Below are 26,091 nucleotides of genomic sequence, written 5' to 3' on the forward strand. Positions count from 1 at the left end.
CTCATCGGCAGGCTATGCTGACCGCATGAAAAGATTCTTTGGTATTGTCTTGCCTCTATTCGCCGTGCTTGTATTCGCGTCGGTTCCGGTCGCCGCGTCGAGCGCAACCCTAAGCATCACGGCGTCCGATTGGAAATTTACGCCCGGCACGATTACCGTGCATGTGAACAAGCCGGTGACCTTGCAGCTAACCTCCAGTCAAGGCGTGCACGGCTTGGCATCGCCCGAGCTGGGCATTAACAACACGATGATCGTTCCGAACGGCCATGTGTCGGTAACGTTTACGCCGAAAAAACTCGGAACGTACGTCATTCATTGTTCGCTCATGTGTGGCGCGGGACACGCCAACATGAAGCTCGTCGTGAAAGTCGTCCGATAGGCGCCGGTATGGTCCTGCCGTTGCCGGACGCTGACGTCGAACGGCTGCTGAGCGCCCAGCGGGTCGGGCGTATCGGTTGTTACGCGGACGGCCGCACGTACGTCGTGCCTATAGCGTACGCCTATGTTGGCGGCTGCGTTTACGCCCATAGCACGAACGGCGCGAAGGTCCGTATGATGCGGAAAAATCCGAACGTCTGCTTTGAGGTGGATTGCGCCGAGACGTTTTCCAATTGGAGCAGCGTGATTGCCTGGGGCACCTATGAGGAACTCCACGGCGAACCGGCGCGCGAAGCGATGCGGATGCTCCTGCTGCACTTCTTGGATCAAAAGGCGCGGCCGGCGGCGCACTCCCTGGCGCCCGATCGCCCCGGCATTTCCGAGGGCGACGCCGTCGTCTACCGCATCCGCCTCACCGAAAAGACCGGCCGCTTCGAGTCCTGAGTCTTCCCCAAACCTTCTCAATCGTTCCCTGCGTTTGCTCAGCCTTTACTCATTAGGGCGCTAACCTGAAGGCATGAGAAACCTTGTTTACGCGGCCACGTTCCTGGCTATATCGGGCCTGCTCGCGATTCCGACTTTTGTCAGCGCGCAGACCGATTCGACTATCAACGTCGTCGCTTCCAACTGGAAATTCACCACGGACTCGGCCTCGCCCGGAACCGTTACGGTGCATCTCAATCAGACGACGACACTACGCGTCACATCGAAGGAAGGCGCGCACTCGATCGGATCGACCGCGCTCGGCATTCCTGAAACCATTTTGCTGCCGGGCAAATCCGTTACGCTGACGTTCACCCCGAAGAAAGTCGGCACGTACGAGCTGCATTGCAACCTTCCGTGCGGACCCGGTCATCCCGACATGAAGCTCATCGTAAAGGTAGTGGAATAATGAAAAAACTGCTGCTTGCAACAGCGGTTTGCGCGTTCGCCGTGCTGGGCCTTTCGGCCCAGCGCGCGAACGCGATGCCGCCGTTCGCACAATCCTATGGAGTTGACTGCAACACTTGTCACACGATGGTCCCGGCGCTTAACGCGTACGGGCGGTATATTCAAAGGACCGCATACGCCGGCTTGAATTATCACGTGCTGAGGAGCTCGTCGCCATTTTGGATCAGCGAGCGCCTTCGCAGCAAGAGCACCGGCAGTCTGGATCGCTTGCGCCCCAATTTCAAGACCACGGCTGGTAATGTGACCGTCGATGCAGTCGGCGCGCTCGGTCCGGCATGGACCTATCGCATCGAGCAGTCGCTCTACAGCAACAACATCGGCGGATCCGTCATGGGCCGCGCATGGGTAGGCTACAGCAACATCTTCCAGCGTCACGGTCATATCTCGGTTGGGAAATTGGATCCCGCCGTTCCGTCCTTCATGGCCGGCTGGCAAGACACCACCGGCTTCGGCGGCAGCACCGGACTCAGCGTCGGCAAGCACAAGTATGCGTTCAGCAGCCCGCGCTGGGGCGCGCGCTTCGACTACGATGCCGAGAACTTTGCCGTCGCGCTCTCTTGGGGAGCCGGCACAAGCGGCTTACTGCAAGCGGGAGACTTCAGTGTAAACCCTGGAACCGATAAGGTGTTCGACTGGACGGTTTCGTACGCGAATCCCGGCAAGCCGTTCGAAGCCGGCATGTACGGAGCCATGGGCGGGTTCGAGGTTTCGAACAAAATTCTGGATCGCTATAGCTTGGCGGGCTTCTACGCGCAACGCGATCCGTATCGCGGTTTCCCCGGAATCTTCGCCTACTATCAAATCTCGAACGATTCCAATCCTGGGTCCGCGCCGGTTGGTTCGCCGAAAAACGCGCTGCCGATTCCGGTAACCAGCCACAGCTACGCGTTCGAGATCTACCAAGGGTTCTTCAACGACCAGATCATGCTCGGATACCGTCCGCTCGAAATCGTGCAGTCGGGACTCGGCCCGATAACGCGGTTCGGCAACATCGACTTCGCCTCACGGATCCCGCACGCTCCGTATCTGTTCTTCAATGCGGAAGCGTCGTTCGGCGGAAGCTCGGCCGCGCCGTTCGGAAGGCCGACGTGGCAGTACGGACTGCGCTGGGCCGGTCCGATAGGGGACAACCCCTTCAAGATCCACTGAGATCTACCTGAGGAAGGAGCGCGAATAGCGCTCCTTCCCTCACGCTCTGAATTCGCGCACGGTAAGGAACGGATCATATGAAAAAATCTCTCTCCCTCGCCCTCATGCTTGCGTTTATGAGCCCACTTGCCGCGTGGAGTCACCCAAGCATCGATGTCGTAGCGTCCAATTGGAAATTTACGCCCGATACGATTACCGTTCATCTCAACGAACCGACTACGTTACGATTGACTTCGAGCGAAGGAGTTCACGGGATCGAATCGGCCGACTTGGGCATTCCCAAAACAATCATCCCCCCGCAACGCTTTGTGACTGTTGCGTTCGTTCCCAAGAAGTTAGGGACTTATAAGGTATACTGCGCGGTCATCTGCGGCGCGGGGCACCCCAATATGATACTTATTGTAAAGGTCGTGCAATAGTCATGTTCGATCGCATGCAACGCGCCATTCTATCGGCGGGACTAGTCGCTGCTGCCCTTACCCTTTCGGTGCCGGCACCGGCTATCGCCATGCCTATTTTTGCAAAGGCCTACGGTTTGCAGTGCAGCGCCTGCCACACGCTGGTGCCGGCGCTCAACGCGTACGGCCGGTACGTTCAGCGCACCGGTTACGCTTCGCTCAATCGCGATGTGCTAAAAGATCACTTGCCGTTTTGGCTCGGCGAACAAATCAACGGCGACAGTACCGGCGGTGTTAGCCGGAATTCGGACACTGCCAAGATTTCGGCGGGGAACGTAGCCATCCACGGCGCGGGTTATCTGGCGCCCGACATCACCTATCACGTTCAGCAATGGCTGCTTGAAAGCGATCGAACCGGCGGTTCTCTGGATACCGCCTGGGTAACCTATAACAACCTCTTTCATCGCGACGGCCACCTGTTTGTTGGAAAGATTGAAGCGCCTGCGCCGTCGCCGTTCAGTCAATGGTTTGATATTTCGGCCTTTTCATCGGCCGGCATCACCGTTGGCGAACACACGTATCAGCTGGACGCAAACCGCTGGGGCGTCAAACTCGCTTACGTTCACGGTCCATGGGACGTCGAGGGCGGTTGGCTGTTGAGCGGAAACGGTTTACCCGGTGCTCCCGATTTTGATACTGTGCCCGGAACAGACAAGACGTTTCAATGGAAGCTCGCTAATGCATCAGGTGACCGTCCGTACGAAGCCGGGTTGTATGGAAGCTCGGGAAGCTTTATCGTCTCGACCGGCGACGCCGACCGGTACAATTCTATCGCCGGATACTTTCAGCTCGATCCGAACTCGCACGGAGTCCCCGGTTTCTTGTCGATCTACCAGTTAGGAAACGATAGCAATCCGGGACTTGACGCAGACGGAAATCAACTCGCCGCTGCGCGCAGCCGTGCATTCAGCGCGGAGATCTACGAACCGCTATTTAACAACAATGCCCTGATTGGCTACCGAACCGAGTACACGGACGACGGTTTAGGTACGCTGACTCACTTCGGCAATGTCGACTTCGCCTTCACGGTTCCTCACGTGCAGTACTTGCATGGGTACATCGAAGCCTCACTTGCGGGGAGTTCCGGAACCGAAAATGACACGCCGGCGTGGCGCTGGTTCCTTTGGTGGACGACCCCGCTTGGCCGCTGACTAAGAGCTGACGCCGCCTCGTCTGCTCGCCCTTTCAGCGTCCCACTTTCGTTCGATCCGCGCGCACAAATCGGCGAGCACTCTTTTCATTGTGATTCGAGCTATCTGCTGTCCCGCAACGGCATCGAAAACTGCACCGGAAAATCCAAATGGCGGCTTGTATCGGCCATGCAGACTTAATTCGGCGCCGCGGCCGCTGGGCCGCGCCGTCAATACACCTTGGAAATCCGGAAACATGCCGCGATGACGCGGCTTCCAGGCCAGCAGCAGCGCATCGTGGAGGCGAACCTCATCGCTACGATCGTCGACGACGGCAGTTCGAGCGTCCACGCTTTCCGAAACGACCGGCACCGGTGAGACGTGCATCCCGGGGCTCTCGTTCATCGCCTTCTCGGCAAATTCAATCACCGCGGAAAATGGACACGCGCAATATCGCGTAGCGCGAATTTCCCTCATACCCGGTCTCCTATTTTTTCGCCGCTTCCTCTTCGTTGAACCGCGTTTCCATATGATCCGCGATTTGCTGAAGAAGTGCGCGCGCGGTGGTCGCAGCGATACGTGAACCAAGTGCGAAATCGAATACTTCCCCGACTGCGCCCAGAGGCGGCACGTACTCTCCGCGCAATTCGAGTAACGAATTGCGATAACTATCGTCTGCGCGCACCGTGAGCTCGCCGTCGAAATCGGGATATGGCCCGCCGCCCTCCGGCGTCCAACGGATGAGCCATGGCTCGTCGAAATGCATCGCGTCGCTGCCGTGCTTGTACGTGACCAAAACTGGTTTCGCCAGCGCTCCTGCGGTGAGGCCGAGAGTCGTAACGCGGTTATCCTTGGCGACGGCTTCCAGGGATTCGTGCAAATACTCGCGCGCGCGATGATACGGGCATTTTGTGGGATGGCTTTCGTAGACGTGCGTTGCCATGGTTACCCTTAAGCCGGGCGTTCCTCCCTAAGCGATATGGCGGTTCCTGTAGTATAGTGTGAGCATGTCCTTGCTCACCAAACTGCGCGAACTCCTTGGAATCGGGCGAAAGAAGCCAGGCCGCGTGCTGCGCAAACCGCAGCCGCCGGATGACGCGCAAGGGTCGGCGGGCGTGCCCGCAAAGATTCCGCCGCGGGTGCCCACGCTTTCCGGCGCAAACGCCCTCCCATTCCCACCGGAGTGACGACCAGCGTTGCGCACGCGCTACAAACTGCGCGTCTGGATTTAGAGCCCATTACGCCGAAGCATGCGGATGAAGCGTGGCCGCATCTTGACGATTCGGAAATGTGGACGTTCTTCCCGAGTTTGCGTCCAAAATCGTGCGAGCATTTACGCGCGATTTACGATTTGTGGTCGAATCCAGGTCATGTGAAAGGCGAGGTTCGCGAGAACTGGGCGTGTCGCAACCGGATTAGCGGCGGGCTCGTCGGCACGGTTCAAGCCACAATCTTTCCAGATCAAAGCAACGCTTACATCGCGTACGGAATATTTGCGGCTTGTCAACGCAAAGGGTACGGGCGTGAAGCGGTGGCTACGGTGGTGTCGCATCTGCTTGACGTGCACGACGTAGAGCGCGTTTACGCGGAGATGGATACACGCAACAACGCTTCGTTTCGCCTCGTGGAATCGCTCGGGTTTCGGCGCGTCGAGACGCGAGCAGCGGTCGTGCGGGGTCACGGCAACGACGGCGACGAATACCTGTACGAACTCAAAAGTAGATAGAAGGGTGTAATGATTCAAAGAACATGTTGTAGAATTGTCCTCATCATCGCCGGTCTGGCAATGATGACGCGCCCCGCTCTATCGCAGGATGTTGTCGTGGAGCACCACACGCAGCAGGTTGTGAGAACCGCCTTTCATGCTAAGCCATTCCCGCAGCTCGTCTCGCTCGACGGGGGTGCAGTCCCGCCGCCCGCCTCTTTTAGAGATTGCGATCCGGGAGAATTGGCGATGGTGCGCGCGGCGGGAGATCTTGTCGCAAAACTCGTGCAAGAAGAAGGCGGCGGAAGAAAATGGAGCGCCGCGAGCACGACAGCGCCGTTAAGCGAATCCCAATATGGATTCGATGCATCTGTCCTGCCGTCGCCAAACGGATCGTATGTGATCCGGGTTGGGCTCTCTGGTTCTCAGCCGGATGTATTTATGAAGGGCCTCGCGGCCTTCGGCGATTGCCTGACCGTGAGTTTCGGCAGCGAAGAGCGCGCCACGCAGCTCGGCTTACTCCCGCTTCCCCGAACTGGACTCACCATCGCGCAATACGCGCCGACGGTGGGCTTTTACATCATCCGAATACCGTTCCGGCGCTAGAGCGAGGGTTCCATCAGCGGCGGCACGCCCGTTTCCTGGTTGGACGCGAACGTTGACAACGGGGAGTACGCGGGGATCCGGTCCGCGACCACGCTTTCGAAAGCGACCGTAGCCGAATCGTAGGTACGTCGCGCCAGCACGAATCGCTGATCGGTGTGCTCCGCTGCGATGTACGGTGCGCCATTGATCTGACGGAACGACACCATCCAACGGGTATCTGTCATCCCTCCCTGTGTAAAGTTGCCCTGCGTTGCCAGCTGATCCGTTGCAAACGAACGGGTGTCGATCCAAAGCTCTCGCAAGCGGTACCGGCCGGGATCGCGCACAGGCTGCAATCCCAAGTGATAATCGGAGTGACCGTTCATCATAACGATACCGTTGATGGTGATGACGTACGATCGCCGCACAACTTCAACGCTTGCGATCGTTTTTAGTCCCGAGTCAGTTGACGGCTGCCGCCTTGCCGGCATGGGATCGCAAAACTCGCGGCGGATTTCCGCTACAAGCTCTTCGCTATTGGCATCAGGGGCGCGTGGCTGGTACGTACTTATTCCGAAGGAGTAATTTGGCGCAAGTACCGGCACTCCGAGGTAGTCAAAGGTTTGCTCTGGAGCACTGAGCGGGACGTGGCCGCCAAAAGGACTGAAGAAGACGCTGATGCCATGCGGCGTGTACGGATGAGCTAGCTCTTCATCGCTAACCGCCGTTACGTTAACCTGATTCGCGAGGGCGTCGTAATATGAGTGATAGTGTGCAGCGGAAGTGACTCCGCTCCGCGAGACGGTGACAGCAACGACATAAGACAGTTGCGAGGGATAGGAGGCCGATTCCCAGCGCGTTCGCGCCGCGGCAAAGACAGCGTACGGGTCTTTCAAGATGATCGGCGGCGCGGACGTGGGCCGGAGCGCGATTGCGCATGCGCCGATCGCTGCCAGGTGGAGCATGCGACCTCATTGTAGCGCAGCCGGCGCCGCCACGCTACTCTGTGCGGGCCTTGCGGCCTGCAGGCCTCGCTGAGCGCAGGACGACACGTAGCTAAAACGAACCATGAGCCGCGCCCATGGCCAAACTCTATTTCCGATATTCCGCGATGAACGCAGGCAAGTCTACCGCGCTTTTGCAAGTCGCGCACAACTATGAAGAGCATGGCCGGAAGGTTCGCATTTTTACGGCCGAGATCGATAATCGCTTCGGCAAAGGCATCGTCACGTCGCGTCTCGGCCCGCAGCGCAACGTCGAAACCTTCAATGAAGCGACGGAATTTACAAAGGCGCTGGGCGATGTCCACGATCTCTCGTGCTTGCTTGTTGACGAAGCACAGTTCCTAACTGTCGAGCAAGTGCGAGATCTTCATCGCATCGCGCATGTGAGCAACGTTCCGGTGATTTGCTACGGCCTTCGCAGCGATTTCCTGGGCAACGCGTTCCCCGGGTCGGCGCTCTTGTTGACGCTGGCGGACAGCATCGAGGAGATAAAGACAATTTGCGCCTGCGGACGCAAGGCCACGATGAACGTTCGCATCGACGAAACAGGAAAACGCATCACGCAGGGTTCGCAGATCGCCATCGAAGGCGAGACGCGCTACATCCAGACCTGCGGGCGCTGTTTTTACAATCCTTAAGTATTCGGTTTCAAATAGACCGCGCGCCCCTCGTAATCGAAGTACATCGTGTAGTACTCCATGATGTTGCGCCCGAGAAGGCCGTCATACTGCGGATCGTCTTGCGTTGAGGCGGGCGGCACGGCGACATTTGCGTGTTTGAACTGCGTCGAGCCGAAGGCGAGGTCGTTCACAGTGTAGCCCGCCATGTCAACGGCACTGCCCATCCACAGTATTTCGACGACGATCTCCATCGACGTCTTCGTGGGGAGCTGGTCGAAATAGTGGCGATACAGAACTGTGCCCGACGAGCCGGTATCGAGTTTAAAGAAGCCTTGCACGCCTTCAATTGAAGCTGCCGCGCGGGGCACACCATCGTCGATGACAATCGGCAGAACGCCCAGGCTGCTTGCGTCCGGAGGCGCCGTACTGGCGGGATAGAGCGCGACCGTCTTGTTCTTGAAGTCGAGTCCGACAACCGCACTGCTCCAAAAATCCAGGCCTAGAACGCCCACGATATGGTCGTTATCGTCGGGCACATTCAGCGGAGCGACCTTGAAGGCGACGTTATTTAAATGAAGCCCGCCGATCGCGAGGTCCGGCACGATCGTTTGTGAAGCGCCCTGATCATCGCCGATGGTGGTGCTGCTCAATCCGTAGAGTTTGTATCCCAGCCGCGCGGCGAGCTGCGGCGCCAACATCAAGCCGTCCGCGCCGCTGTTCAGCAAAAAATTGTACGACGTGCCTGCGATCGTAACCGGAACGACGATGCCGGTATAATTGAAGGTAGCCGGAATCGGTATCGGCGCGGAGTGAGAAGTGTCGATCAGCTTGCGGCTCGGCGGAATTCCCGGCACTTGTATCGACGAGGCGACGAAAGACGTAATCGTCGTGACGGTGTCGTTGGCGGGCCGGCCGTCAGTGAAGCGCACCGTGTAAGGAATAAGCTCGCCGAAGACCGGCCGGTATCGTGAAAACGTCCAGACTCGCGTGCGGCGGTCGGCGCCGGTGATCTCGATGCGATCGAGCAAGTACGTCTGGGCGTCGTAGTAACGCAACTCGCGGGGCGCGCCAAGCGGCGTCACTTCCAAAACATACTGTTGCGCTGCATCATGCGTGACGCCAAGCATACGGATGGCGGTCGAGCTGTCCGCGCGCGACAAGGCATTCGCGTCAAGATCCTCGGTGTCGTGAAAACCGGTCTGCCGGATGACGACACCGTTTTCGTTCTGCCGCCACTGTTGGCCATGGTAGGTTCCGAACGCCCTCGTGAACGGCCCCGAGTGTTCGACGGTCTCGCGGTCGTCGCCCGAGATTTTGGTTGTGCCGTCGGTATGCAGGCCGCCGCCATCGGAGACGTACGTTCTGACGTAACTTCCGGGTGCGAGCGTTCCGATTGCCTTGTCGGCTCGCTCAAGTAAGGCCGGCGCGGTCATCGCGGAAGGATCGTACTGCGGCGCAGCGGCCGCCAGTGTCGGCAACAAAAGTAAAGCAACCATCAAGACGCGCATCATTCGCCTGCTTTCGCCTTCCGCTTAACGTTTACTGTGAAACACGCCGCTCGAAGCGGTCGTTTTTCCGGTGAGGTATTCCGATATGATACGCATCATCCGATTCTTCACACTCTCCGTATTCGCGCTTGGGTTGGCGAGCTGCGGCGGCGCAGGCCTCGGAGGCATCTTAGGCGGCGGCGGTATCGGTGGAGCGCTCGGCGGCGGCTCGTGCGATCCAGGCACGCAGGTGCAGCTCGCAAACCCGGTTCCGTTCCAGAGCGGCGTCAATCCAAATATCGGACAGATCGTGATTGTCGCGAGCGGCAACAACAATTATCTGGGCCGGAGCTATCAGACGTTTAACGTCACGCTGATCGATGATTTTGGAAATCGCATCCCCGGCGGTTCGCTTCAGCCGGTGGCGTATCCGAACGGTCCGCACCCGTACGACTCAGACTTTTATTACCAGTCCTCGTTCGGTCCGCTGCAGTTTAACTCCACATATACGGCCGAGTTGACTCTGGCGAATGACAGCACGTTCAACTCGTGCAGCTTCGCCTTACAGCAGTTTAGAACCTAAGCGCTTCGGAGCCGGCGGCCTGCCACAACGAGTAGCGGCAAACCGGCGGCCTGCAGCACGAGCGAGAAGATGACGAGCGCGGTAAAACTGCGATCGTACAGCAGTCCCATCACGCTGCTTCCCAAGAACCACGCAACGCCGTAGATTGCGTCGAACGTTCCAAGGGCCGTCGCTCGCCGGTCGGCAGCGGCAAGTTGAACGATCACGGCCGGAAAAAGCGTGTCCTGCGCGGCCATGCCCAGTCCCCACAGCAAGACGCCGGCGAACGCCGCCCACGACGTTCCCAGGAATGCAAGCGGCGCAAAGATCGCGGTGAGTCCGAACGCGCCGACCAACACGGCGTTGCCGTAGCGATCGTACGCTTTCCCCAAGAGCGGTGATCCAATAGCACCGACCAGCATCGCAGCCGCATAAAGAATCGGGATAAGCCCCAGTTTGAAGACGCCCATTTTACTGAAGTGAAACGAGATCAGTGCGAAGTCGGCAAAGCCCGCTCCCAGACACGCGCCGCCGATGGCATAGAGCCAAAAGGAGCGCTGCTGGTTGCCGCCGACCGCGATCGGTTTCGTCTCGAGGTGGCGCGGCACGGGAAACTGCCGCCACGCCACGATCAAAACGATGATGGCGAGAAGCGCCGGCACGAAAAGTGCGCCGAATGCGCGCTCGAATCCGCCGTGAAAATACAAGATGAACGCGACGAGAATCGGCCCGATCGTCGCGCCGGTTTGATCCATCGCCTCGCGAAATCCGAAGACCCAGCCGTGCCCGAGCTCGGATCCCGCGTAGGAGATCAGCGCGTTCGAAGCCGGTTTGCGCACGCCGCGCCCGATGCGCTCGCCGACGACCAGCGCGGCAGCACCGGGCCACGAGCGCGCGAGGGCCAAGGCCGGAACGCTGAGTACGTTGATCGTGTATCCGAGCAGCGCCGTTCCCCAATACTTCCCGGTGCGATCGGCAGCGATCCCCGAGAAGTAGCGTAACCCAAAACCCAAGAGCTCGCCGAAGCCGGCAACAAAGCCGACCACCGCGCCGCTGGCGCCAAGAAATGCAAAAAACGGACCGGTGACGCTGCGGCCGCCTTCGTACGTCATGTCTGCGAACAGACTGACGAGGCTCATTAAGAAGACGAAGCGAAACGCGGTGCGCTTCGCGCTTATTGTGGAAGACACTTAACGGGGAAATTTACCGAGCGCGAGATGAAACACATCGCGTGCGCACGTTCGTGCAAGGCTGTTGCATCGTTCGAACGTTCGGGATCCGCAAGCTGCACGCGCGGGTGGAGAACGACTTCTTCAAACTCGCCGCTGCCGTCGGCATTGGCCCGCATGGTACCCTCGGCCTCATCCTCGTAGGCGGTCACCACGATCTTCGCATCCGCGCACAAATGCAAAAACCACAACATGTGACAGGCGGAGAGCGAGGCGACGAGGAGTTCTTCGGGATTATAGCGGCTCTCATCGCCGCGATACGCTTTTGCGCTCGATCCGGGGATTTGCGAGATCTTATTCGCTGACGTTATTTCGTGATCGCGCGAATACTCGCGGTACGAGTTCGTACCGCTTCCCAGGTTGCCGGTCCACCGGGTCGTGGTCTTAAAGTGATGTTTTGTCATCGTGAGGTATCGAACGACCGCGAGCTACCTTTAGTGCCGAAGTCCTGAGCCTGTCGAAGGGGGCCCTGACGTATCGAAGGGCTACCGTACCGTGATCATGCCCTTCATGTTGGGATGATACGTGCACACGAGTGCGTACGTGCCGGCTTTCTTGAACGTGTAGCTCCACGACTTGTGCTCGTCGAGATTTCCCGAATCAAACGTGCCGTTAGCTGCGGTCACGGTATGCGGAAACGGATCGTCGTTCACGAACTCCACGGTGTCGCCCACGCTGACGGTCGCCGACGCCGGTTTAAATGAAAAATCCGTAAGGTGTACGACGAGTGCGGGCTTCGGGGCCGCTGCAGTAAGCAAGGTAAGCGCGAGAACTGCGAGTGCGTACTTCATCGCACTACAGATTCGCGGCCCTACTGCAAAACCTTACTCAGGCTCTCCGCGATCGGGATCCTCGTGTCGAGGCTGGTGATTTTAAAGACCCGGTGAATGACGCTGGCCTCCGGAACGACCGCGCAGAGACGGTCGCCGTTTCGCTGATGCGCCCTGACGACAACTTGCAGCGCGGTGGAATCGAGGAAGGTGCAGGTCGCCAAGTCGATGACCAGCAGCTTGTCCGGCTCGAGCGACTCTTCGGCAATCTTAACGGCCGTCTCAAACTCTTTGGCGTTGGAGATATCGAGCTCGCCGAAGACATGCAGTACTATGACAGCATCAAACTCTTCGCGTATAAATGCCGCGTTCGGGTGATACGAGATTCTAGCGCCCACCTTTCCAACCACTAGTATAGTGCCGGCGCGGCAAGATTCAAGCGGGGATTCTAGGCGCTCTCCGTTATGGCATGTCCTCTGAACGCCCGAGCCGCCGCCATCAGCGGACCTTGCACCTCGTAGAGGGGCCGCTGGCGTAAGAGGAGCAGCGGCACGGCGTCGTTCAGGTGCGGGTTGACGCCCTGGAACCAGGCTCGCGCAGTGTGGCGGTCGCTCTTTTCGCAGATAATCCACGCCAACTGAAGCGCGAATCGCAACACGTGCGGGCGCTGCGGCTCGCGGTCGGTCATCCACTGTTTGACGGCGCGTGCCTCGCTGACGCCGCCGATCGCGGCGACCATGGTGGCGCCGAGCGCCTTTTCGAGCTCGCGAACTACGTCGCGAATGTTGCTGGACATCGCGTGCTCGTGGGCCCGGAACTCGACCGGGTGCTCCTCCGATAAGGCCTTCATGACACCCCATATACCCACCGGAATCCCAGGCCAAATACCAACCAGGCCATCGCCATGCTGTCCAAGACCGCCACGGACCAATGCCCTCGACCGGGTACCCCTCGACCGGGCGCGGAACGCTGAACGCCCTCGCCGCTCGAAAGGAGCCCGCCCAATGTTTTGTGTGGTCCGCCAATATAAGATGAAGCCCGTTGAAGACTTCACCAAGCTGATCGACCAAGTCCGCGACGGGTTCTTACCAATCGTTTCGAAGGCGCCGGGCTACGTCGGCTACTCCGTGGCGCGTACGACGGACGGCGATCTCGTTACAACGGGGTTCTTTCAAGATCGCGCCGGCGCCGATGAGTCCGTTCGTCTTGCCGCAGATTGGGTTAAGGAGAACCTGGCTTCGGCAGTTGACGGACCGCCGCGAATCATGGAAGGCGAAGTGCAATTTCACGAGCGCCGCACCGGCGAGCCGGCGTACGGCTTGCTGCGCCGCGGTAAGGTGCAGGCGGGCAAGTTTCATGAGATGGTCGCCTTTATGCGCGACAAGTTCGTGCCGATGGTTTCCGGGGTGCCCGGGTTCGTCAACATGTCCATGACGCAAGTCGGGCCGGATGAGTTCATGACGCTGAGCACGTGGCGCGATCGCGACAGCGCGCACGAAGCGACACGCCGTGCCACCGCTTACATGCAAGAAAACGCCGGCCATTTGGTCGCCGGGCCGCCCGAGATGATCGAAGGTGAGCTTAAACTACGGCACGTCGACGAGGCAGTACTCCGGCCGTAACCACGCGCTTCATACCGCTGCGGCCTCTGCTGCGCTGACGCGATCGACCTGCTTGAGAAAGTCTTCGGCCGGCGTCTCGGAAGTTTGGCCGCCGGCCTGTTGCCAGCGAAGGATGAGCTCGTCGAAATTCTTTTCGCCGGCATCTAAGCGCATAGTATCGATCGCGTCAAAGCACCGTTCGATATAGGCGTAGTATTTCGCGAGACTTGGATTCGCTGCCGCCGGGATCTCGTTCCAGGCGGCCGCGACCCGGTCGTACAGATGCGTCTCGAAGAGATGCTTCAGAAGAGCGTGCCTCCAGCGGGGATACGTAATCGTGGCCATGTTCCAATTTGACTTGTCGCACCGGACGTCGCTGCGCAGCGCAACCGAACCGTTGGTGAACGTCATCGGATAAACCGCACAGACGCTAGGCCGGTTTGCGTAAATTCCGCAGCGCTGCACGCCGCCGGAGAGATGCATCAGGAACGTGCACGCGCGAGAGTTCTCTGAATTCTTTCCGAGATAGAGCGCGCTGCGCTCTCCATCAAGCATAAATGCGCCCGGTGCCGCGGGCATGTCCGGACCGATCGCCAAAAATTGCTCAAAAGGCAGTGCCTGCGCGCGCTTGATCCGCCAAGCGTCGTAGCCGGTCACGCGCACGACGACGTCATAACAGCAGAGTCCGGTACAGGCCGCGCAAGAGTCGCTCACGACGAATATGTGTCCAGCAGATAACGGCAGAAATCTTCGTATGTGATTGTTCCCGGCTGCGTCGTCTGCGCCACGTACTCGTTCCACGATTCCACAACGGCTACGTAGCGTTGGCGCGCTTCCTCTTGTAAGCGCAGTGCGTCGCGATCTCCCGGCTCGCCGGCGACGCCGGACCAATCGCAGGTGCAGCCGGATGTTTCGAATTGAATCTCGTCGTCAACGAGCTGCGCCGGAAACGTGCAGCACGTCGCGGGCCGTCCCTCACCTAAACCGCAGCGACCAGCGCCGCCGGGAGTGCGCACCAGAAATGTACAGAAGGGAGAGTCTTCTTCGCGCAGGCGAAGACGCACCAGCGCGGCACGGAACCGTTGATCGCTCTTATCAAGCGCGAATGCGCCGAACTCTCCGATACCGCATGGGAGTGCAGCCGTGAACGTCCATGGCGGGACTGCAAGCGTGCGGGCGATTCGTGCCAGATCGTCTCCGGTCACGAATACGGTGTAGTACGAGCAGCAAGTCTTGTCGGGACAGCGAAGCCAGTGGTCTAGTCGCGATTCAGTGCTTATTGCCTCGGCGCCAACTTGACGTAGAGCGGCAGGTTGGCTTGCGAAGCGCCCAAGTGCTGCTTATAGACGAACTTGTAGAACGAGCTCTCGCCTTTGACGTCGACAATCATTTTGTCGTTTGTGCTCCGTGCCGACTTATTCTGCGTGCTGCCCCAGCTGAACGACTCGACGCCGACGGCAAGGTCCTGATTGGCCGGTACTTTCATTGAATAGACGCATGTGCCCGGCGCTTTTCCAGGCATCGCGTTCGTCTTTGCGATGATAGGTCCGGAGCCGCCAACGCCCGAGCGAGCCGTCACGACGAGGCTTCTGCACTGGGCCGGTGTCATTTTGTTCGTCCAGTCAAACTTCTGGTAATTCAGGCTGATCAGCCCGTCAAGCTTAAGAAAGATAGGTTGGCTTTCTGTGGCGACAACCGACGTAACGGGAGGCTTCGCGGAGATCCCGGATGCGCGTACGACGCTGGGGACGGCCATTGCGAATGCGATTGCAAGGCACGCTAATAGAACGAAGAGACCGGACATAAAACCTCCGACCGAAGTAGCTGTCTCCTCGAGGTGCGCCTTCACAGAGGGCGCCTCCTTTGTTCGGCCAACCTACCGCGCGGGGAGGTTTCTTGATGGCCAAGCCTTTTTTTGGTTTTGCGCGTGCAGTGGGAGTCACCGTCGCGTTGATCGCGGTCGCCGGTTCGAGTGTTTCGGCGAGCAAACTGGTCCGCCAGAAACCGCTGAACGCCTTGCGAATCCCGCAATTCGTTGAGAACCTGCCGGATTTTTCCGTCCTCGGGCGAGTGAACGGCGACGTGCCCTACCGGGTGAGGTTTGAAGCGTTCCAGCAGAAAATTCTGCCGTCTTCATTTTATGCGACATTGGCGGCGCCGTATTCCGGCGGCACCGCGGTCTACGGCTACGGAATAGATCAAGGTACGAAGCACTATCCGGCGTCGCCGATCAAGGGCCTGTATCCCGGATACACCGTCGTTGTAACGCGAGGTCATGGCGCCTTCGCGGATTACCGGAACAACCTGAGTTCGAACCTCGCTCGAACGCTGACCATCGATCAAAGTATCGATTGGGCGAACCCGGCACACTCGCCGATGTCGACGCGCGGCATGGGAAACGCCACGCCTTATCTCGGCGCGATTCCGGCCGTCACGCATTTGCACGGCGCCGAGGATCCTTCGGCTTTCGACGGCAACCCGAACTCGTGGTTCACGCCGGGAGTGAAGGCCCGCGGCCCCGGGTTTAGCACCAACGTTTACGGTTATCCCAACACCCAAGAACCGACGACGCTGTGGTTCCACGACCACACGCTCGGCACGACCCGGCTGAATGTTTACGCCGGCATGGAAGCCTTCTATTTGATCCGCGGCAACGGCGACGACGGCGTCCCGGGCGCGCGCAAACTTCCGGCCGGACGGCAAGAAGTCGAACTCGTTCTGCAAGACCGCCAGTTTGACACGAACGGCCAGCTCCTGTTCCCGGACGGCTATCCTTCGGGTTTGGACGGACCGCTGCAAAATCCGAAGCTGCATCCGTACTGGATGCCGGAATTTTTCGGCGACGTCATCACGGTCAACGGCAAAAGTTGGCCCAAGTTCAACGTTGCCGCGAAGCGCTACCGGCTGCGCCTTTTAGACGGCGCGAACGATCGTTTCTTCAACCTGCAGTTTTGCGTGACTACCTGCGAGACCAAAGCGCCGTTCTACGTAATCGGCAACGATGGCGGTCTGCTCGACAAACCGGTGAAGATCGATCATCTGCTGTTTTCGCCCGGCGAACGGTATGACATAATCGTCGATTTTGCCGCGTACCGCGGAAAAGCCATTACGGTCCGCAACGACGCCGTTACGCCGTATCCCAGCAAGTTTGCAAAATTCACGCCCGCACTGCAAGGCCAGGTGATGCGATTCATCGTCTCGCCGAGCGCTGCGGCCGACGTAAGCTACAATCCGGCTAGCGGTGCGCCGTTGCGCGGTGCGGGCAGCAGCGTAGCTCCGGGGCTGGCGAAGATCGTCCGGTTGCCCGGAACGAGAGGCGGTTTGCCGCTGAGCTCGCCGATTGCGGACGGAAAGAAGGTTCAAGTCTACCGTCAACTGACGCTGAATCCGATCTTTGGATCGGGCGGCTGTCACTGGCCCGGCGCAGGCAACGGCGACGTCATCAACACCATGCTGCTGAACAACACGAAGTTTAGCGCCAAGGCGACGGAGAAGCCGCGCGTGGGATCGACGGAAGTCTGGGACATCATCGACTTGAGCAACGACGACCACCCGATCCACGTGCACTTGGTGCAATTTCAAGTCATCGGCCGGATTCCGTTCGATCTGGCCGCGTACGGCCCCGCCTACTACGCGGCGTTTGGACACGGCCGGTGCAATCCCGAGTCCGGTCCGCCAAGACCGTACAATGTCCCGAATAGCGCCGGCGCCCTCGGCGGAAATCCTGACGTCACAAAGTTTTTCCTAAAGAGGACGCTGCCGTATTGTATGGACGACGGCACCGTGGATGGCACGAACGGACCGGCGAGACTTGAAGAGGGTGGCTGGAAAGACACCGTTATTGCTTCTTGCGGTCACGTGACGCGCGTTGTCGTACGCTTCACGCCGCAGGATCTGCCGGCGGTTGCCAACGGGAGAGCCATCGACTATACGGGGCAAAACAAATTCCCATTTGATCCGACCCAAGGGCCAGGTTACATTTGGCACTGTCATTTTATCGACCACGAAGATAATGAGATGATGCGCCCGATGATCGTTGTGAAGTGAACGGCGGCGAGAGCAGCGCGCACTTTTTGGTAGCCGCAGAGCCGCGCACGGCCGCCGCAAGCGACTTTGCGCAATGGGCGTCGCGGCTGCAGAAAGCGATGCTGGCGTTCAAAGGCGGTCTAAGCTGCGAGTTTTGGCCGCCGGCGCCGCCCGACCAAGAAGAGTGGGTTGCGACCATGCGCTTCGAATCGGTCGATGCGTTACGCGCGTGGCGGACTTCCGAAACATTCCGTGGGCTGATTGCCGAGGCCGAACCTCTGGTTGAAGACGGCCACGTTACGCAACTCGTCGGCGGCGCCGCCACCGAGTTCTACGTGCAGAACAGCGCGACCGAGGTGATCGTCACCGAGCTCAAACCCGGAAAGGAAGCGGAGTATCGCGATTGGGCCAAGCGCACCGATGAAATGGAAGGCACGTTCCCCGGCTTCCGCGGCTCCTACGTGCAAGCGCCGGAGCCCGGCGACAACGTGTGGACGACCCTGTTGCGCTTCGACACCGTCGACAAACTCAACGCCTGGCTCAACTCGCCGCAGCGTGCAGCACTGTTAAAAGAGTCCGAGGGCCTCACCAACCGCGTGCTCGTGCACCGCGTCGACACGTCGTTCCCGGGTTGGGTACCGAAGGATCCGGTTACCGGAAAATCACCGCCCGATTGGAAGACGGCGATCCTTGTCGTGATGGTGCTGTTTCCAATCGTCATGCTCGAGCTGAAATTTCTTTCGCCGCATTTACGTGTTTTGAACTCTGCCCTCGCAACGCTGATCGGCAACTCGATCAGTGTCGCCCTCGTCACCTATCCGTTGATGCCGCTGGCGATCAAGGCGTTTCGCTGGTGGCTCTTTCCTGACGGCCGGCCAAGCTGGGTGGGCCTTGCGGGACCGCTCGCGGCAGCGCTTATCTTCGCTATCGAACTCGCTGTGTTCTGGCGCCTTCTATAAAGGAAGCAACTCTCCATGAACCTCAATACCGTCAACGATATCAAGCGGCCCAAATCGGCGGATGAAATCCGTCAGTGGCGCGACGGCTTTGCGTGGCTGGCCGGCGGAACCTGGCTTTTCTCCGAGCAGCAGATTCATGTGGACACGTTAATCGATCTGCACACGCTGCAATGGCCGTCGCTTACCACCACGAAAGACGGGCTCGAGATTGCGGCGACCTGCCGCATCGCGGAATTGTACGCGTTCGAACCGCCGAAGGAGTGGGCGGCAGGCGCGCTGATCGGCGAGTGTTGCCGCTCGTTTTTGTCGTCGTTCAAAATCTGGAATGAAGCCACAGTAGGCGGCAACATCTGCATGTCGCTGCCGGCCAGTCCGATGGTGTCGCTGGCCGTTGCGCTCGAGGGAGTTCTCACGCTGTGGCCGCGCGACGGCGCGCCGCGCGAGGTGCTTGCATCGAACTTCGTGACGGGAAATCACGCCAACGTGCTTGCACCAGGCGAGCTCCTGCGCAGCATTCGGCTGCCCGCGGAAGCCCTTTCGAAACGTTTCGCATTTCGCCGTTCGTCGTTGACACATTTGGGACGTTCGGCGGTGTTGCTGGTTGGAACGCGCGCGCCGGCCGGCGATTTGATCTTGACGATTTCCGCCGCGACCGCACATCCCGTGCAGTTGCGCTTCAAAGGCAATCCGTCGGTAGCCGAACTCCGCAATGCCATCGACGCCGGCGTTCCCGATTCGTTGTGGTTTGACGACGTGCACGGTTCGCCGGCGCACCGCAAGCATTTGAGCTACCATTTCGGTGAAGAGATTCGTAAGGAGCTGGAGTAATGAAACTCAAGGTCAACGGCAAAGAGTTCTCCGCCTCTCCCGCGCCGGGTGAATGTCTGCGCATGTTCTTGCGCGACCTTGGCCACTTCAGCGTCAAGAAAGGGTGCGATGCGGGCGACTGCGGCGCGTGCACCGTGTGGGTGGACGAAAAACCTGTGCACAGCTGCCTCTATCCGGCTTTCCGCGCGGACGGGCGCGACGTTACGACGCTCGAGGGACTGGCACACGACGGCAAACTGCATCCGATGCAGCAGGCGTTTCTGGATGCCCAAGCGTTTCAGTGCGGTTACTGCACCGCCGGCATGATCATGACGGGTGCGGCCCTGACGGACGAGCAGAAAAAAGATCTGCCTCACGCGCTTAAGGGCAATCTCTGCCGCTGCACGGGTTACGGCTCGATCCGAGATGCGTTTGACGGGAAGACGAACATCGAGACCGACGGCGCGGGAAAGTCGAGCGGAACCAGCGTGCGCAATCCGTTCGCGGAAGCTATCGTTACGGGCCACGCGCGCTATACAACCGACCTTCCGTTGCCCGAGGGAACGCTGCATCTCAAGGTGCTGCGTTCGCCGCACGCGTTCGCGAAGATCGTTTCGATCGATAGCAGCAAGGCGATGGCCGTGCCGGGTGTCGTGGCGGTTTATACCTGGGAAGACGTTCCGCGTAAGTTGTACACGACGGCGATACACGAGGATAATCGCGTCGATCCCGACGATACGTACGTGCTCGACAACGTCGCGCGTTTCGCGGGTCAGCGGATCGCCGCGGTCGTCGCTGAAACGGAAGGCGCGGCCGAAGAAGGCTGCCGCAAACTCGAGGTGACCTTCGACGTCCTGACTCCGGTTTTTGATCCGGAGGAAGCGATGGTTCCCGGTGCGCCGGCGCTGCATGACCGCGGCGGCGACACGCACATCTTGCATCCCGAAAAAAATATTTTTGTCGAGATTCACGGCGAAGTCGGCAGCGTCGCCGAGGGCTTCGCGCAGGCTGACGCAATCTACGAGGGCGACTACGACGCGCCGCGTCAGCAGCACGTCCACCTCGAAACGATGCAGTCGCTGGCCTGGCGCAGCGAAGACGGACGCTTACACGTGCGCACCAGCTCGCAAGGGCCGTTCATCGTGAAGGGCAAGCTCTGCTATCTCTTCGGCATCTTGCCGGCGGATCTGCACGTCTTCACCGAACGCGTGGGCGGCGGCTTTGGCGGCAAGCAAGACATGATGAGCGAAGATCTCACGCTCTTTGCCGCGATGAAGACCGGACGTCCGGTGAAATGGGAGTTCACGCGCGAAGAGCAGTTCATCGGCGCGACGACGCGCCACCCGATGAAAGTTCACGTGAAACTCGGCGCCAAGAGCGACGGAACGCTGACGGCGATTCAGTATCGCATCGTCTCCAACACAGGCGCGTACGGAAATCACGGCGGCGAAACACTGGCCAACGGCATGTCCGGTCCGTGGGCTATCTATAGATGCCCGAATAAAAAGGGCGACGGCTACGCGGTCTATACGAATCTGCAGTGCGGCGGCGGCTTCCGCGGATACGGCACGACGCAGCCGACCTTTGCGATGGAGTCGGCGATGGACGAACTCGCCGATCTCTTGAAGATCGATCCGATCGAGATGCGCCGGAAGAACGTCGTCGGGCCGTCCGACAAGATGGAGGCGTTCTCGAAAGAGTCGTCCGACCTCACGATGGGCAGTTACGGGCTGGACCAATGTATCGACGCGATCGAAAAGGCGTTGGCCAGCGGGCGCGGCCTGAAGAAGCCGGCGGGCGACGATTGGCTCGAGGGAAGCGGAACAGCGATCTCCATGCTGGATTGCGTGCCGCCGACCGAGCAGCGATCGGGCTCGGAAGTTTCACTCCTGGCGGACGGAGGCTATCATTTCACGGTCGGTTCGGTAGAGATCGGGAACGGGTTGGTGACGGCGCAGCAGCAAGTCGTGGCGCAGGTCATGAATTGTCCGGCTTCGCGTGTCTCGCTCATCAATGCGGACACCGACAAGACGCCGTACGACAGCGGCACGTTCGCGAGCGTCGGCATGATGGTGCCGACCAAGGCCGTGGAAAACGCCGCGCGCGCGCTGCACGACAAGATCGTGTCATACGCCGCCCTATCGACGAAAACCAAACCTGAAGACTGCCGGATCGAGGACACGGTAGTGGTGTGCGGCAAACGCCGTGTGCCGCTCACGGAGTTGTATGCGTCGGCCGAAAAGGACGGCGAAGAACTTTCCGCGTTTCGCAAAGCGTACGGCTCTCCGCGGACGGTGGCATTTATGGCGTACGGTGTGCGGCTAGCAGTGCACCGCATCACCGGCGAGATTCAGATTTTGTTCAGCGCCGAAGCGGTGGACACCGGCACCGTCATGAATCCGAACCAGCTGCGCGGTCAATGCATCGGCGGCGTGGTGCAAGGCATCGGCTACGCGCTTCAAGAGAAGATGGTCTACAACGAGAACGGCGGCGTGATCAATGCGCAACTGCGCAACTACCGCATTCCGGCCTTTGCCGACGCTCCGGTCACTGAAGTCTTCTTTGCCGACACGTACGATGCCATCGGACCGCTGGGCTCAAAATCGATCGCCGAAAATACGATCAATCCGGTCGCGCCGGCTATCGGCAATGCACTCAAGGCGGCCACGGGCGTGCGCTTCACCGCGCTGCCGTTTACGGAAGACCGTATTTTCGCGAAACTGCAAGACGTCGAGAAGGCAACCGTACCGGCTTAAGGGCCGAACGCCAAGCCGGCCCAGTTCTTGCGGACGCACCGGGCGCTCATGGGGCAGCCGAATTTGGTTGTTGGCCTCGCCGGCGCCGTAACCGGGCCATCGAACCGCACGACGCCGCCGGTGCTATAGAGCTGCGCGTAAAGATTCTGCGCCGAATCAAACGCCAAGCTCATGGGAGCATCGCCGGCATGTAACGTGAACGCCGCGGTCTGGCCGGCAAAGAATGGCGGCAGATAGACCCCGATTTGACCCTTGAGCGCTCCATGTTCGAATCCGACGTACAGGCGGCTGCGCTGGTCTACCGCCAATGCGGTCGGTGCGTTTTTCCCAAGTGCAATTCGCGCAACCGGCGCCCCAGTGTAAGGAGCGGGAACGACATCTACGTAACACAACGTCGCTGCACAGCTCCGCGCACCGCCCGCATCGGCGATGAACATAATGCGGTTAACGATATCGAATGCGAGTCCCACCGGCTGCGTAGCATGCGTGTTTTCAGCAATGGCTTTGCTCGAGCCGGAAAACGGCGCACGGAACTCATAAACCTTCGCCGCGAGATCGTCCGTGATCCAAAGGTCCCCAAGGTCGTCCCACGCGATCTGCCGCGGGTGGCGAAGCCCGGGCGGCATGAACGCTATCGCCGGGGCCGACGCGCTTGAGAACGGCGGATTGTAGATGCTGATCGACAGCTTTCCGAAGACTGCGCCCGACGCAACTGCCAGTTTGCCCGTTGATGCATCGAACGCAATGGAATTACTGCAGGGCTGCGCGATCGCAGCGGTTGCAGACTGCGATGGCTTAAACGGTGGCGTAAGAATGAAGATTTTATTGGAGAAACATTGCGCGACGTACATGCGCGTGAATGATTGCGGTACCGCGGGTCTGGATGGCTTTGCGAGGATTATGTCCATCATCAGGCTGACAGCGCCGAAACCGAAGAATCCCATCCCTAGTACGCCCGAGATGAAGTAAAACCACCAATTGAATCGGTCTTTTTCCACCGGCCACATGTAACTGGGCCACTTCTGCCTGCTGAGTACATCCAGTGCATTTGACGTAAAAAGCGCGAACCAAGCGCAAACACCAAGTCCGGCGAAGAAGAAGATCGCTGGAAATATCTCATCCCAGTGTTGCACTATTCGAGCCAGTTGCGCAAAGTAGCCGCGTCTTCAATGAAAGCGGCTGGATCGTCCTCTCGTACGAACTCAAGGAACGCATATCGGGAACTGTCGTTCCAGGCGCAAACCCGGTCGAGCACCGGTTGCCAAAAAGTCTCCGCGGCTTGTAGCGGCAGGCGTTCGCGTTCGGGACCCCAGTTGAAGATGTGCAGATGCGAAAGGCGCGGCCGAAGCGCTTCGAGCTCCGCAATTGCAGCTGCGGTGTTGTTCCTCTCGGGTTGCCAATAAGCGGGCTGCCAATAGGTAAAGACGTTCGGATCGGCCGTTTCGTCCAGCAGCCGTAACGTTGAATCGAGTGAATCGGTGAGTGTTTCGCGATGAAACTCGAGCGAAAGCGTTACGCTTGCTTTTGCGGCCGCGAACGCGAATGCGCGCAAGGCCGCGACGCACTTCGCGCGATCTCGGGCAGTGACGTCGGTGGAAGCAATGCCGCGGCGGCCGGCCCAAATACGAATGTTTGGCGCGCCGAGCGCCGACGCGGTTGCGAGGACATCCGCGAACGCTTCGTTCGAAGTGACCCCGGCTTCGACGTAGCTCCCATACGAAGCAACGGTGATTCCGCAGGCGGCGCTTTCAGCTTTAACTGCTTTCGCGCGTTCTGCATCGCCGGCCGGCACGTGAATGTCGGCGCCCCACTCGATGCCGCGCACGCGGGCGCTGGTTGCAAGTTCGAGAACGTTCGCATAATCAAGTTTGCGGAACGTGACGGAACAGAGCCCCAGCTCCAGGGCCATTATGCGAGGTGCTCTAGCGCGGCGGCATCAATGCCGTGTGCGAGCGGCAGTCCGTGCGCGTAGCGATCGATCTCCTCGAGAATCGTTTCCGTTAGCCGGTGGGTCTCGGCCCCGGCCGCGCCGGCGATATGCGGTGTAAGCAAAACGTTCGGCAGCGAGTAGAGCGGCGAATCGCCGGGCAGCGGTTCGGGATCCGTTACGTCGAGCACCGCATCGATGCGGCCTTGCGAAAGGACTGCAGCAAGCGCTTCCGTATCCACGAGCGACCCCCGCGCCGTATTGATCAAGATCGCGCCCGATTTCATCGAGGCCAAGCCGCGGGCGTCGATCATCCGGTACGTCTCGTGTGTTTCCGGTGCGTGAATTGAAACGACATCAGACTTGGCAAGCAGTGCGTCCAGCTCTACCTTGCGTGCTCCCAGGCGTTCCGCTTCGGCCTTGTCTACGTATGGGTCGTATAAGAGAATATCGAACGCAAACTGTTTGAGCAACGCGATCACTTTGCGCCCCACGCGCGACGCGCCGATAATGCCGATTGTCTTGCGGTAGTTTCCGAGGCCCGGCGCATGATCGCGCAAAGGCCGCGGCCACACGTGAGACTCGCGATACGCGTCGCGCAGTTTGAGCGCCCGCTTGTTCATCAAGATGATCGCTGCGAGCGTGTACTCGGCGACCGGATCGGCGTTGGCTTCGGCTGCGCTCGTCACGAGAATGCCGCGCTGCCAAACCGCGGCGTCGAGAATGTTCTTGACGCTTCCGGCCAGATGCGCGATCAAGCGCAGCGCCGGCATGCGCTCAAGCGTCGCGCGATCGACGCGCGGCGCGCCCCAGCCGGTGATCAGCACCTCGGTTTGCGCTAGCACGGCGCGCGCGTCATCGAAGTGCTCGACCGGATCCGGCAACTGCAGGGTGACGAGCGATTCGAGGCGAGCGCGCTGTTCGGGCGCGATCGTGTCCGGGTTACGCGCCGGCGAGAAGGCGAGCAGTGTTTTTGGGCGTCGCGATGCGCTCACGCTCCGGCCATCTCCTCCGGCGGCGGCGTAACGTTGCGCATACGGATCGCGACCGGCACGAGTATGCCCAGCCCCACAAACGCAATCACCAACGCCTGTTCGATCGAAAGGTTTTTCAAATAAATGATGAGGGCGCCGACCGCCATGATCGCGCTTCCGAGCAGCTTGCGGCCGACGCCGCGCTCTTTGAAGACCAGCCATCCCAGCAACACGACGATCAGCGTGCCGGTTCGGCGCAGCGCCGCGTTTATCACGACCGGCATGACGGCATAGGCCGCATATTGTGAAACGAGCACGATCGAGTCTGAGAGTGAGAGCCAGAGTGTCGTGAGGGGCGCCTTAACGTACGGAGTCAGCGGATTGTCCTTACGCGCGAGCGCTATAATAAGGAAGAGCAGCGCTGTTCCAAACGCGTACCAGGTGCCTTCGGTGAACGGTCCGCTCATCAGCACGATTTTCTTTTCGATTGGTCCGGAGATGCCGTACAGCAACGCGACCGACATCATGTAGCGGCTTCCCGGATCTTTGACGACAGCCTTGAGCGGCTCCAGCCAACCTCTTGAGACCAGGTCGACGTGAATGGCAAACGTGCCGGCCACCACCAGAATGATGCCGATTAGGCTGGTGTACATTGGGACTTCGTGCAGCGTGAACCAAGCGACGAACAGCGTGAAGACCGGGATGAATGAGAGCAATGGTGCGGTTGTCGACATGGCCGATAACTGGAACGCTTTGAGGTGCGCCCACGACGCGTAGCCTAGAAATGCGGTGAGCACGAGGATATAAGCTGCGAACACACCGATGTTGGTGATGTGCTCGGGATGTCCGTGCGTAAAAAACCACCAGCCGACTAACGCGATCAGGATCGTCGAGATGGTCCTGTAGGCGAAGGTGACGGCCGTTGCGCTGTACCGCAGCATCATCTGCTTGCGGAAGACCTCGCCGGTGACGTTTCCGATGGCTCCGACCGTCGCCATCGTCAGGCCGAAGGT

Annotated in this window: 32 protein-coding genes; 16 read left to right on the plus strand and 16 right to left on the minus strand. The window is 59.7% G+C overall.

Annotation, left to right across the window (positions count from 1 at the left end; genetic code table 11):
* The first annotated feature begins 25 nt into the window (after positions 1-25).
* The 6 genes from VFO29_02875 (at position 26) to VFO29_02900 (ending at position 4,087) form a co-directional block, all read left to right on the plus strand.
* A complete protein-coding gene (locus VFO29_02875; protein HET9392458.1) occupies positions 26-379 on the plus strand; it encodes a cupredoxin domain-containing protein in 354 nt (117 codons plus the stop codon).
* Between the two features lie 8 nt (positions 380-387).
* Complete coding sequence (locus tag VFO29_02880) at positions 388-822, plus strand: pyridoxamine 5'-phosphate oxidase family protein (protein HET9392459.1); 435 nt, start codon at positions 388-390, stop codon at positions 820-822.
* A 73-nt stretch (positions 823-895) separates the two neighbouring features.
* Positions 896-1,270 carry a cupredoxin domain-containing protein gene (locus VFO29_02885; GenBank protein HET9392460.1) on the plus strand — a complete coding sequence of 125 codons (375 nt, stop codon included), beginning with the start codon at positions 896-898 and terminating at the stop codon, positions 1,268-1,270.
* On the plus strand, positions 1,270-2,478 hold the full coding sequence (locus tag VFO29_02890) for a hypothetical protein (GenBank protein ID HET9392461.1): 1,209 nt from the start codon (positions 1,270-1,272) through the stop codon (positions 2,476-2,478). Before VFO29_02885 ends, VFO29_02890 begins: the two co-directional genes overlap by 1 nt.
* 77 nt (positions 2,479-2,555) lie before the next feature.
* Positions 2,556-2,897, plus strand: coding sequence for a cupredoxin domain-containing protein (locus tag VFO29_02895; GenBank protein HET9392462.1), 342 nt, complete (start codon positions 2,556-2,558; stop codon positions 2,895-2,897).
* 14 nt (positions 2,898-2,911) lie between these two features.
* Positions 2,912-4,087: a hypothetical protein gene (locus VFO29_02900; protein HET9392463.1), complete on the plus strand. Its 1,176-nt coding sequence runs from the start codon at positions 2,912-2,914 to the stop codon at positions 4,085-4,087.
* On the opposite strand, the gene VFO29_02905 is transcribed toward VFO29_02900, so the two are convergent.
* Complete coding sequence (locus VFO29_02905) at positions 4,088-4,495, minus strand: hypothetical protein (protein HET9392464.1); 408 nt, start codon at positions 4,493-4,495, stop codon at positions 4,088-4,090.
* Positions 4,496-4,553: 58 nt separating this feature from the next.
* Entirely contained in the window at positions 4,554-5,009 is a 456-nt protein-coding gene (locus VFO29_02910) for a hypothetical protein (GenBank protein HET9392465.1), read from the minus strand.
* Between the two features lie 64 nt (positions 5,010-5,073).
* Between VFO29_02910 and VFO29_02915 the strand changes: the two genes are divergently transcribed.
* From VFO29_02915 to VFO29_02925, 3 genes are read left to right on the plus strand one after another with little or no spacing between them, the layout of a single operon-like run.
* A complete protein-coding gene (locus tag VFO29_02915) occupies positions 5,074-5,253 on the plus strand; it encodes a hypothetical protein (protein ID HET9392466.1) in 180 nt (59 codons plus the stop codon).
* Positions 5,250-5,792, plus strand: a complete 543-nt coding sequence (locus tag VFO29_02920) for a GNAT family N-acetyltransferase (GenBank protein ID HET9392467.1) — start codon at positions 5,250-5,252, stop codon at positions 5,790-5,792. Before VFO29_02915 ends, VFO29_02920 begins: the two co-directional genes overlap by 4 nt.
* A 9-nt stretch (positions 5,793-5,801) precedes the next feature.
* Positions 5,802-6,377: a hypothetical protein gene (locus tag VFO29_02925; protein HET9392468.1), complete on the plus strand. Its 576-nt coding sequence runs from the start codon at positions 5,802-5,804 to the stop codon at positions 6,375-6,377.
* Here VFO29_02925 and VFO29_02930 read toward each other — a convergent pair.
* Positions 6,374-7,321 (minus strand): hypothetical protein, encoded by a 948-nt coding sequence (locus tag VFO29_02930; protein ID HET9392469.1) that lies wholly within the window; start codon positions 7,319-7,321, stop codon positions 6,374-6,376. The two genes, VFO29_02925 and VFO29_02930, sit on opposite strands and share 4 nt — an antisense overlap.
* A gap of 116 nt (positions 7,322-7,437) precedes the next feature.
* Here VFO29_02930 and VFO29_02935 point away from each other — a divergent pair, with 116 nt between their 5' ends.
* Complete coding sequence (locus VFO29_02935) at positions 7,438-7,998, plus strand: thymidine kinase (protein HET9392470.1); 561 nt, start codon at positions 7,438-7,440, stop codon at positions 7,996-7,998.
* Here VFO29_02935 and VFO29_02940 read toward each other — a convergent pair.
* Complete coding sequence (locus VFO29_02940; GenBank protein ID HET9392471.1) at positions 7,995-9,491, minus strand: retroviral-like aspartic protease family protein; 1,497 nt, start codon at positions 9,489-9,491, stop codon at positions 7,995-7,997. The two genes, VFO29_02935 and VFO29_02940, sit on opposite strands and share 4 nt — an antisense overlap.
* Before the next feature lie 82 nt (positions 9,492-9,573).
* Here VFO29_02940 and VFO29_02945 point away from each other — a divergent pair, with 82 nt between their 5' ends.
* Positions 9,574-10,050 carry a hypothetical protein gene (locus tag VFO29_02945; GenBank protein ID HET9392472.1) on the plus strand — a complete coding sequence of 159 codons (477 nt, stop codon included), beginning with the start codon at positions 9,574-9,576 and terminating at the stop codon, positions 10,048-10,050.
* On the opposite strand, the gene VFO29_02950 is transcribed toward VFO29_02945, so the two are convergent.
* The 5 genes from VFO29_02950 to VFO29_02970 all read right to left on the minus strand — a co-directional run bounded on the left by VFO29_02950 (position 10,047) and on the right by VFO29_02970 (position 12,878).
* Positions 10,047-11,168, minus strand: coding sequence for an MFS transporter (locus VFO29_02950; protein HET9392473.1), 1,122 nt, complete (start codon positions 11,166-11,168; stop codon positions 10,047-10,049). The genes VFO29_02945 and VFO29_02950 overlap by 4 nt on opposite strands.
* Before the next feature lie 35 nt (positions 11,169-11,203).
* Positions 11,204-11,662 carry an OsmC family protein gene (locus VFO29_02955; protein HET9392474.1) on the minus strand — a complete coding sequence of 153 codons (459 nt, stop codon included), beginning with the start codon at positions 11,660-11,662 and terminating at the stop codon, positions 11,204-11,206.
* An 81-nt stretch (positions 11,663-11,743) separates the two neighbouring features.
* On the minus strand, positions 11,744-12,049 hold the full coding sequence (locus VFO29_02960; GenBank protein ID HET9392475.1) for a cupredoxin family copper-binding protein: 306 nt from the start codon (positions 12,047-12,049) through the stop codon (positions 11,744-11,746).
* Between the two features lie 20 nt (positions 12,050-12,069).
* Entirely contained in the window at positions 12,070-12,426 is a 357-nt protein-coding gene (locus VFO29_02965) for an STAS domain-containing protein (GenBank protein HET9392476.1), read from the minus strand.
* A gap of 50 nt (positions 12,427-12,476) precedes the next feature.
* Complete coding sequence (locus VFO29_02970; protein HET9392477.1) at positions 12,477-12,878, minus strand: hypothetical protein; 402 nt, start codon at positions 12,876-12,878, stop codon at positions 12,477-12,479.
* A 154-nt stretch (positions 12,879-13,032) separates the two neighbouring features.
* Here VFO29_02970 and VFO29_02975 point away from each other — a divergent pair, with 154 nt between their 5' ends.
* The gene (locus VFO29_02975; GenBank protein ID HET9392478.1) at positions 13,033-13,650 is read left to right on the plus strand and encodes a hypothetical protein; all 618 of its coding nucleotides are present in this window, start codon (positions 13,033-13,035) and stop codon (positions 13,648-13,650) included.
* Positions 13,651-13,659: 9 nt separating this feature from the next.
* Here VFO29_02975 and VFO29_02980 read toward each other — a convergent pair whose 3' ends face one another.
* From VFO29_02980 to VFO29_02990, 3 genes are all read right to left on the minus strand, one after another.
* A complete protein-coding gene (locus VFO29_02980; protein HET9392479.1) occupies positions 13,660-14,343 on the minus strand; it encodes a YkgJ family cysteine cluster protein in 684 nt (227 codons plus the stop codon).
* A complete protein-coding gene (locus VFO29_02985) occupies positions 14,340-14,834 on the minus strand; it encodes a hypothetical protein (GenBank protein HET9392480.1) in 495 nt (164 codons plus the stop codon). Before VFO29_02985 ends, VFO29_02980 begins: the two co-directional genes overlap by 4 nt.
* A gap of 71 nt (positions 14,835-14,905) precedes the next feature.
* Positions 14,906-15,208 (minus strand): hypothetical protein, encoded by a 303-nt coding sequence (locus VFO29_02990; protein HET9392481.1) that lies wholly within the window; start codon positions 15,206-15,208, stop codon positions 14,906-14,908.
* 320 nt (positions 15,209-15,528) lie between these two features.
* Between VFO29_02990 and VFO29_02995 the strand changes: the two genes are divergently transcribed.
* From VFO29_02995 to VFO29_03010, 4 genes are read left to right on the plus strand one after another with little or no spacing between them, the layout of a single operon-like run.
* Positions 15,529-17,676, plus strand: coding sequence for a multicopper oxidase domain-containing protein (locus VFO29_02995; GenBank protein HET9392482.1), 2,148 nt, complete (start codon positions 15,529-15,531; stop codon positions 17,674-17,676).
* On the plus strand, positions 17,673-18,614 hold the full coding sequence (locus VFO29_03000) for an antibiotic biosynthesis monooxygenase (GenBank protein HET9392483.1): 942 nt from the start codon (positions 17,673-17,675) through the stop codon (positions 18,612-18,614). Before VFO29_02995 ends, VFO29_03000 begins: the two co-directional genes overlap by 4 nt.
* 15 nt (positions 18,615-18,629) lie before the next feature.
* Positions 18,630-19,442, plus strand: a complete 813-nt coding sequence (locus tag VFO29_03005; GenBank protein HET9392484.1) for an FAD binding domain-containing protein — start codon at positions 18,630-18,632, stop codon at positions 19,440-19,442.
* A complete protein-coding gene (locus tag VFO29_03010; protein ID HET9392485.1) occupies positions 19,442-22,177 on the plus strand; it encodes a molybdopterin-dependent oxidoreductase in 2,736 nt (911 codons plus the stop codon). The genes VFO29_03005 and VFO29_03010 overlap by 1 nt, the downstream gene beginning before the upstream one ends.
* On the opposite strand, the gene VFO29_03015 is transcribed toward VFO29_03010, so the two are convergent.
* Genes VFO29_03015 through VFO29_03030 form a run of 4 tightly spaced genes read right to left on the minus strand, consistent with a single transcriptional unit; the run spans position 22,174 to position 26,076 of the window.
* Positions 22,174-23,310, minus strand: a complete 1,137-nt coding sequence (locus VFO29_03015; protein HET9392486.1) for a hypothetical protein — start codon at positions 23,308-23,310, stop codon at positions 22,174-22,176. The genes VFO29_03010 and VFO29_03015 overlap by 4 nt on opposite strands.
* Positions 23,310-24,086 (minus strand): TIM barrel protein, encoded by a 777-nt coding sequence (locus VFO29_03020; protein ID HET9392487.1) that lies wholly within the window; start codon positions 24,084-24,086, stop codon positions 23,310-23,312. The genes VFO29_03015 and VFO29_03020 overlap by 1 nt, the downstream gene beginning before the upstream one ends.
* Complete coding sequence (locus VFO29_03025; protein ID HET9392488.1) at positions 24,086-25,099, minus strand: hydroxyacid dehydrogenase; 1,014 nt, start codon at positions 25,097-25,099, stop codon at positions 24,086-24,088. The genes VFO29_03020 and VFO29_03025 overlap by 1 nt, the downstream gene beginning before the upstream one ends.
* A complete protein-coding gene (locus tag VFO29_03030) occupies positions 25,096-26,076 on the minus strand; it encodes an EamA family transporter (GenBank protein HET9392489.1) in 981 nt (326 codons plus the stop codon). The genes VFO29_03025 and VFO29_03030 overlap by 4 nt, the downstream gene beginning before the upstream one ends.
* Positions 26,077-26,091: the final 15 nt, after the last annotated feature.

Source organism: Candidatus Rubrimentiphilum sp. (genome assembly GCA_035710515.1).
Classification (GTDB): domain Bacteria; phylum Vulcanimicrobiota; class Vulcanimicrobiia; order Vulcanimicrobiales; family Vulcanimicrobiaceae; genus Rubrimentiphilum.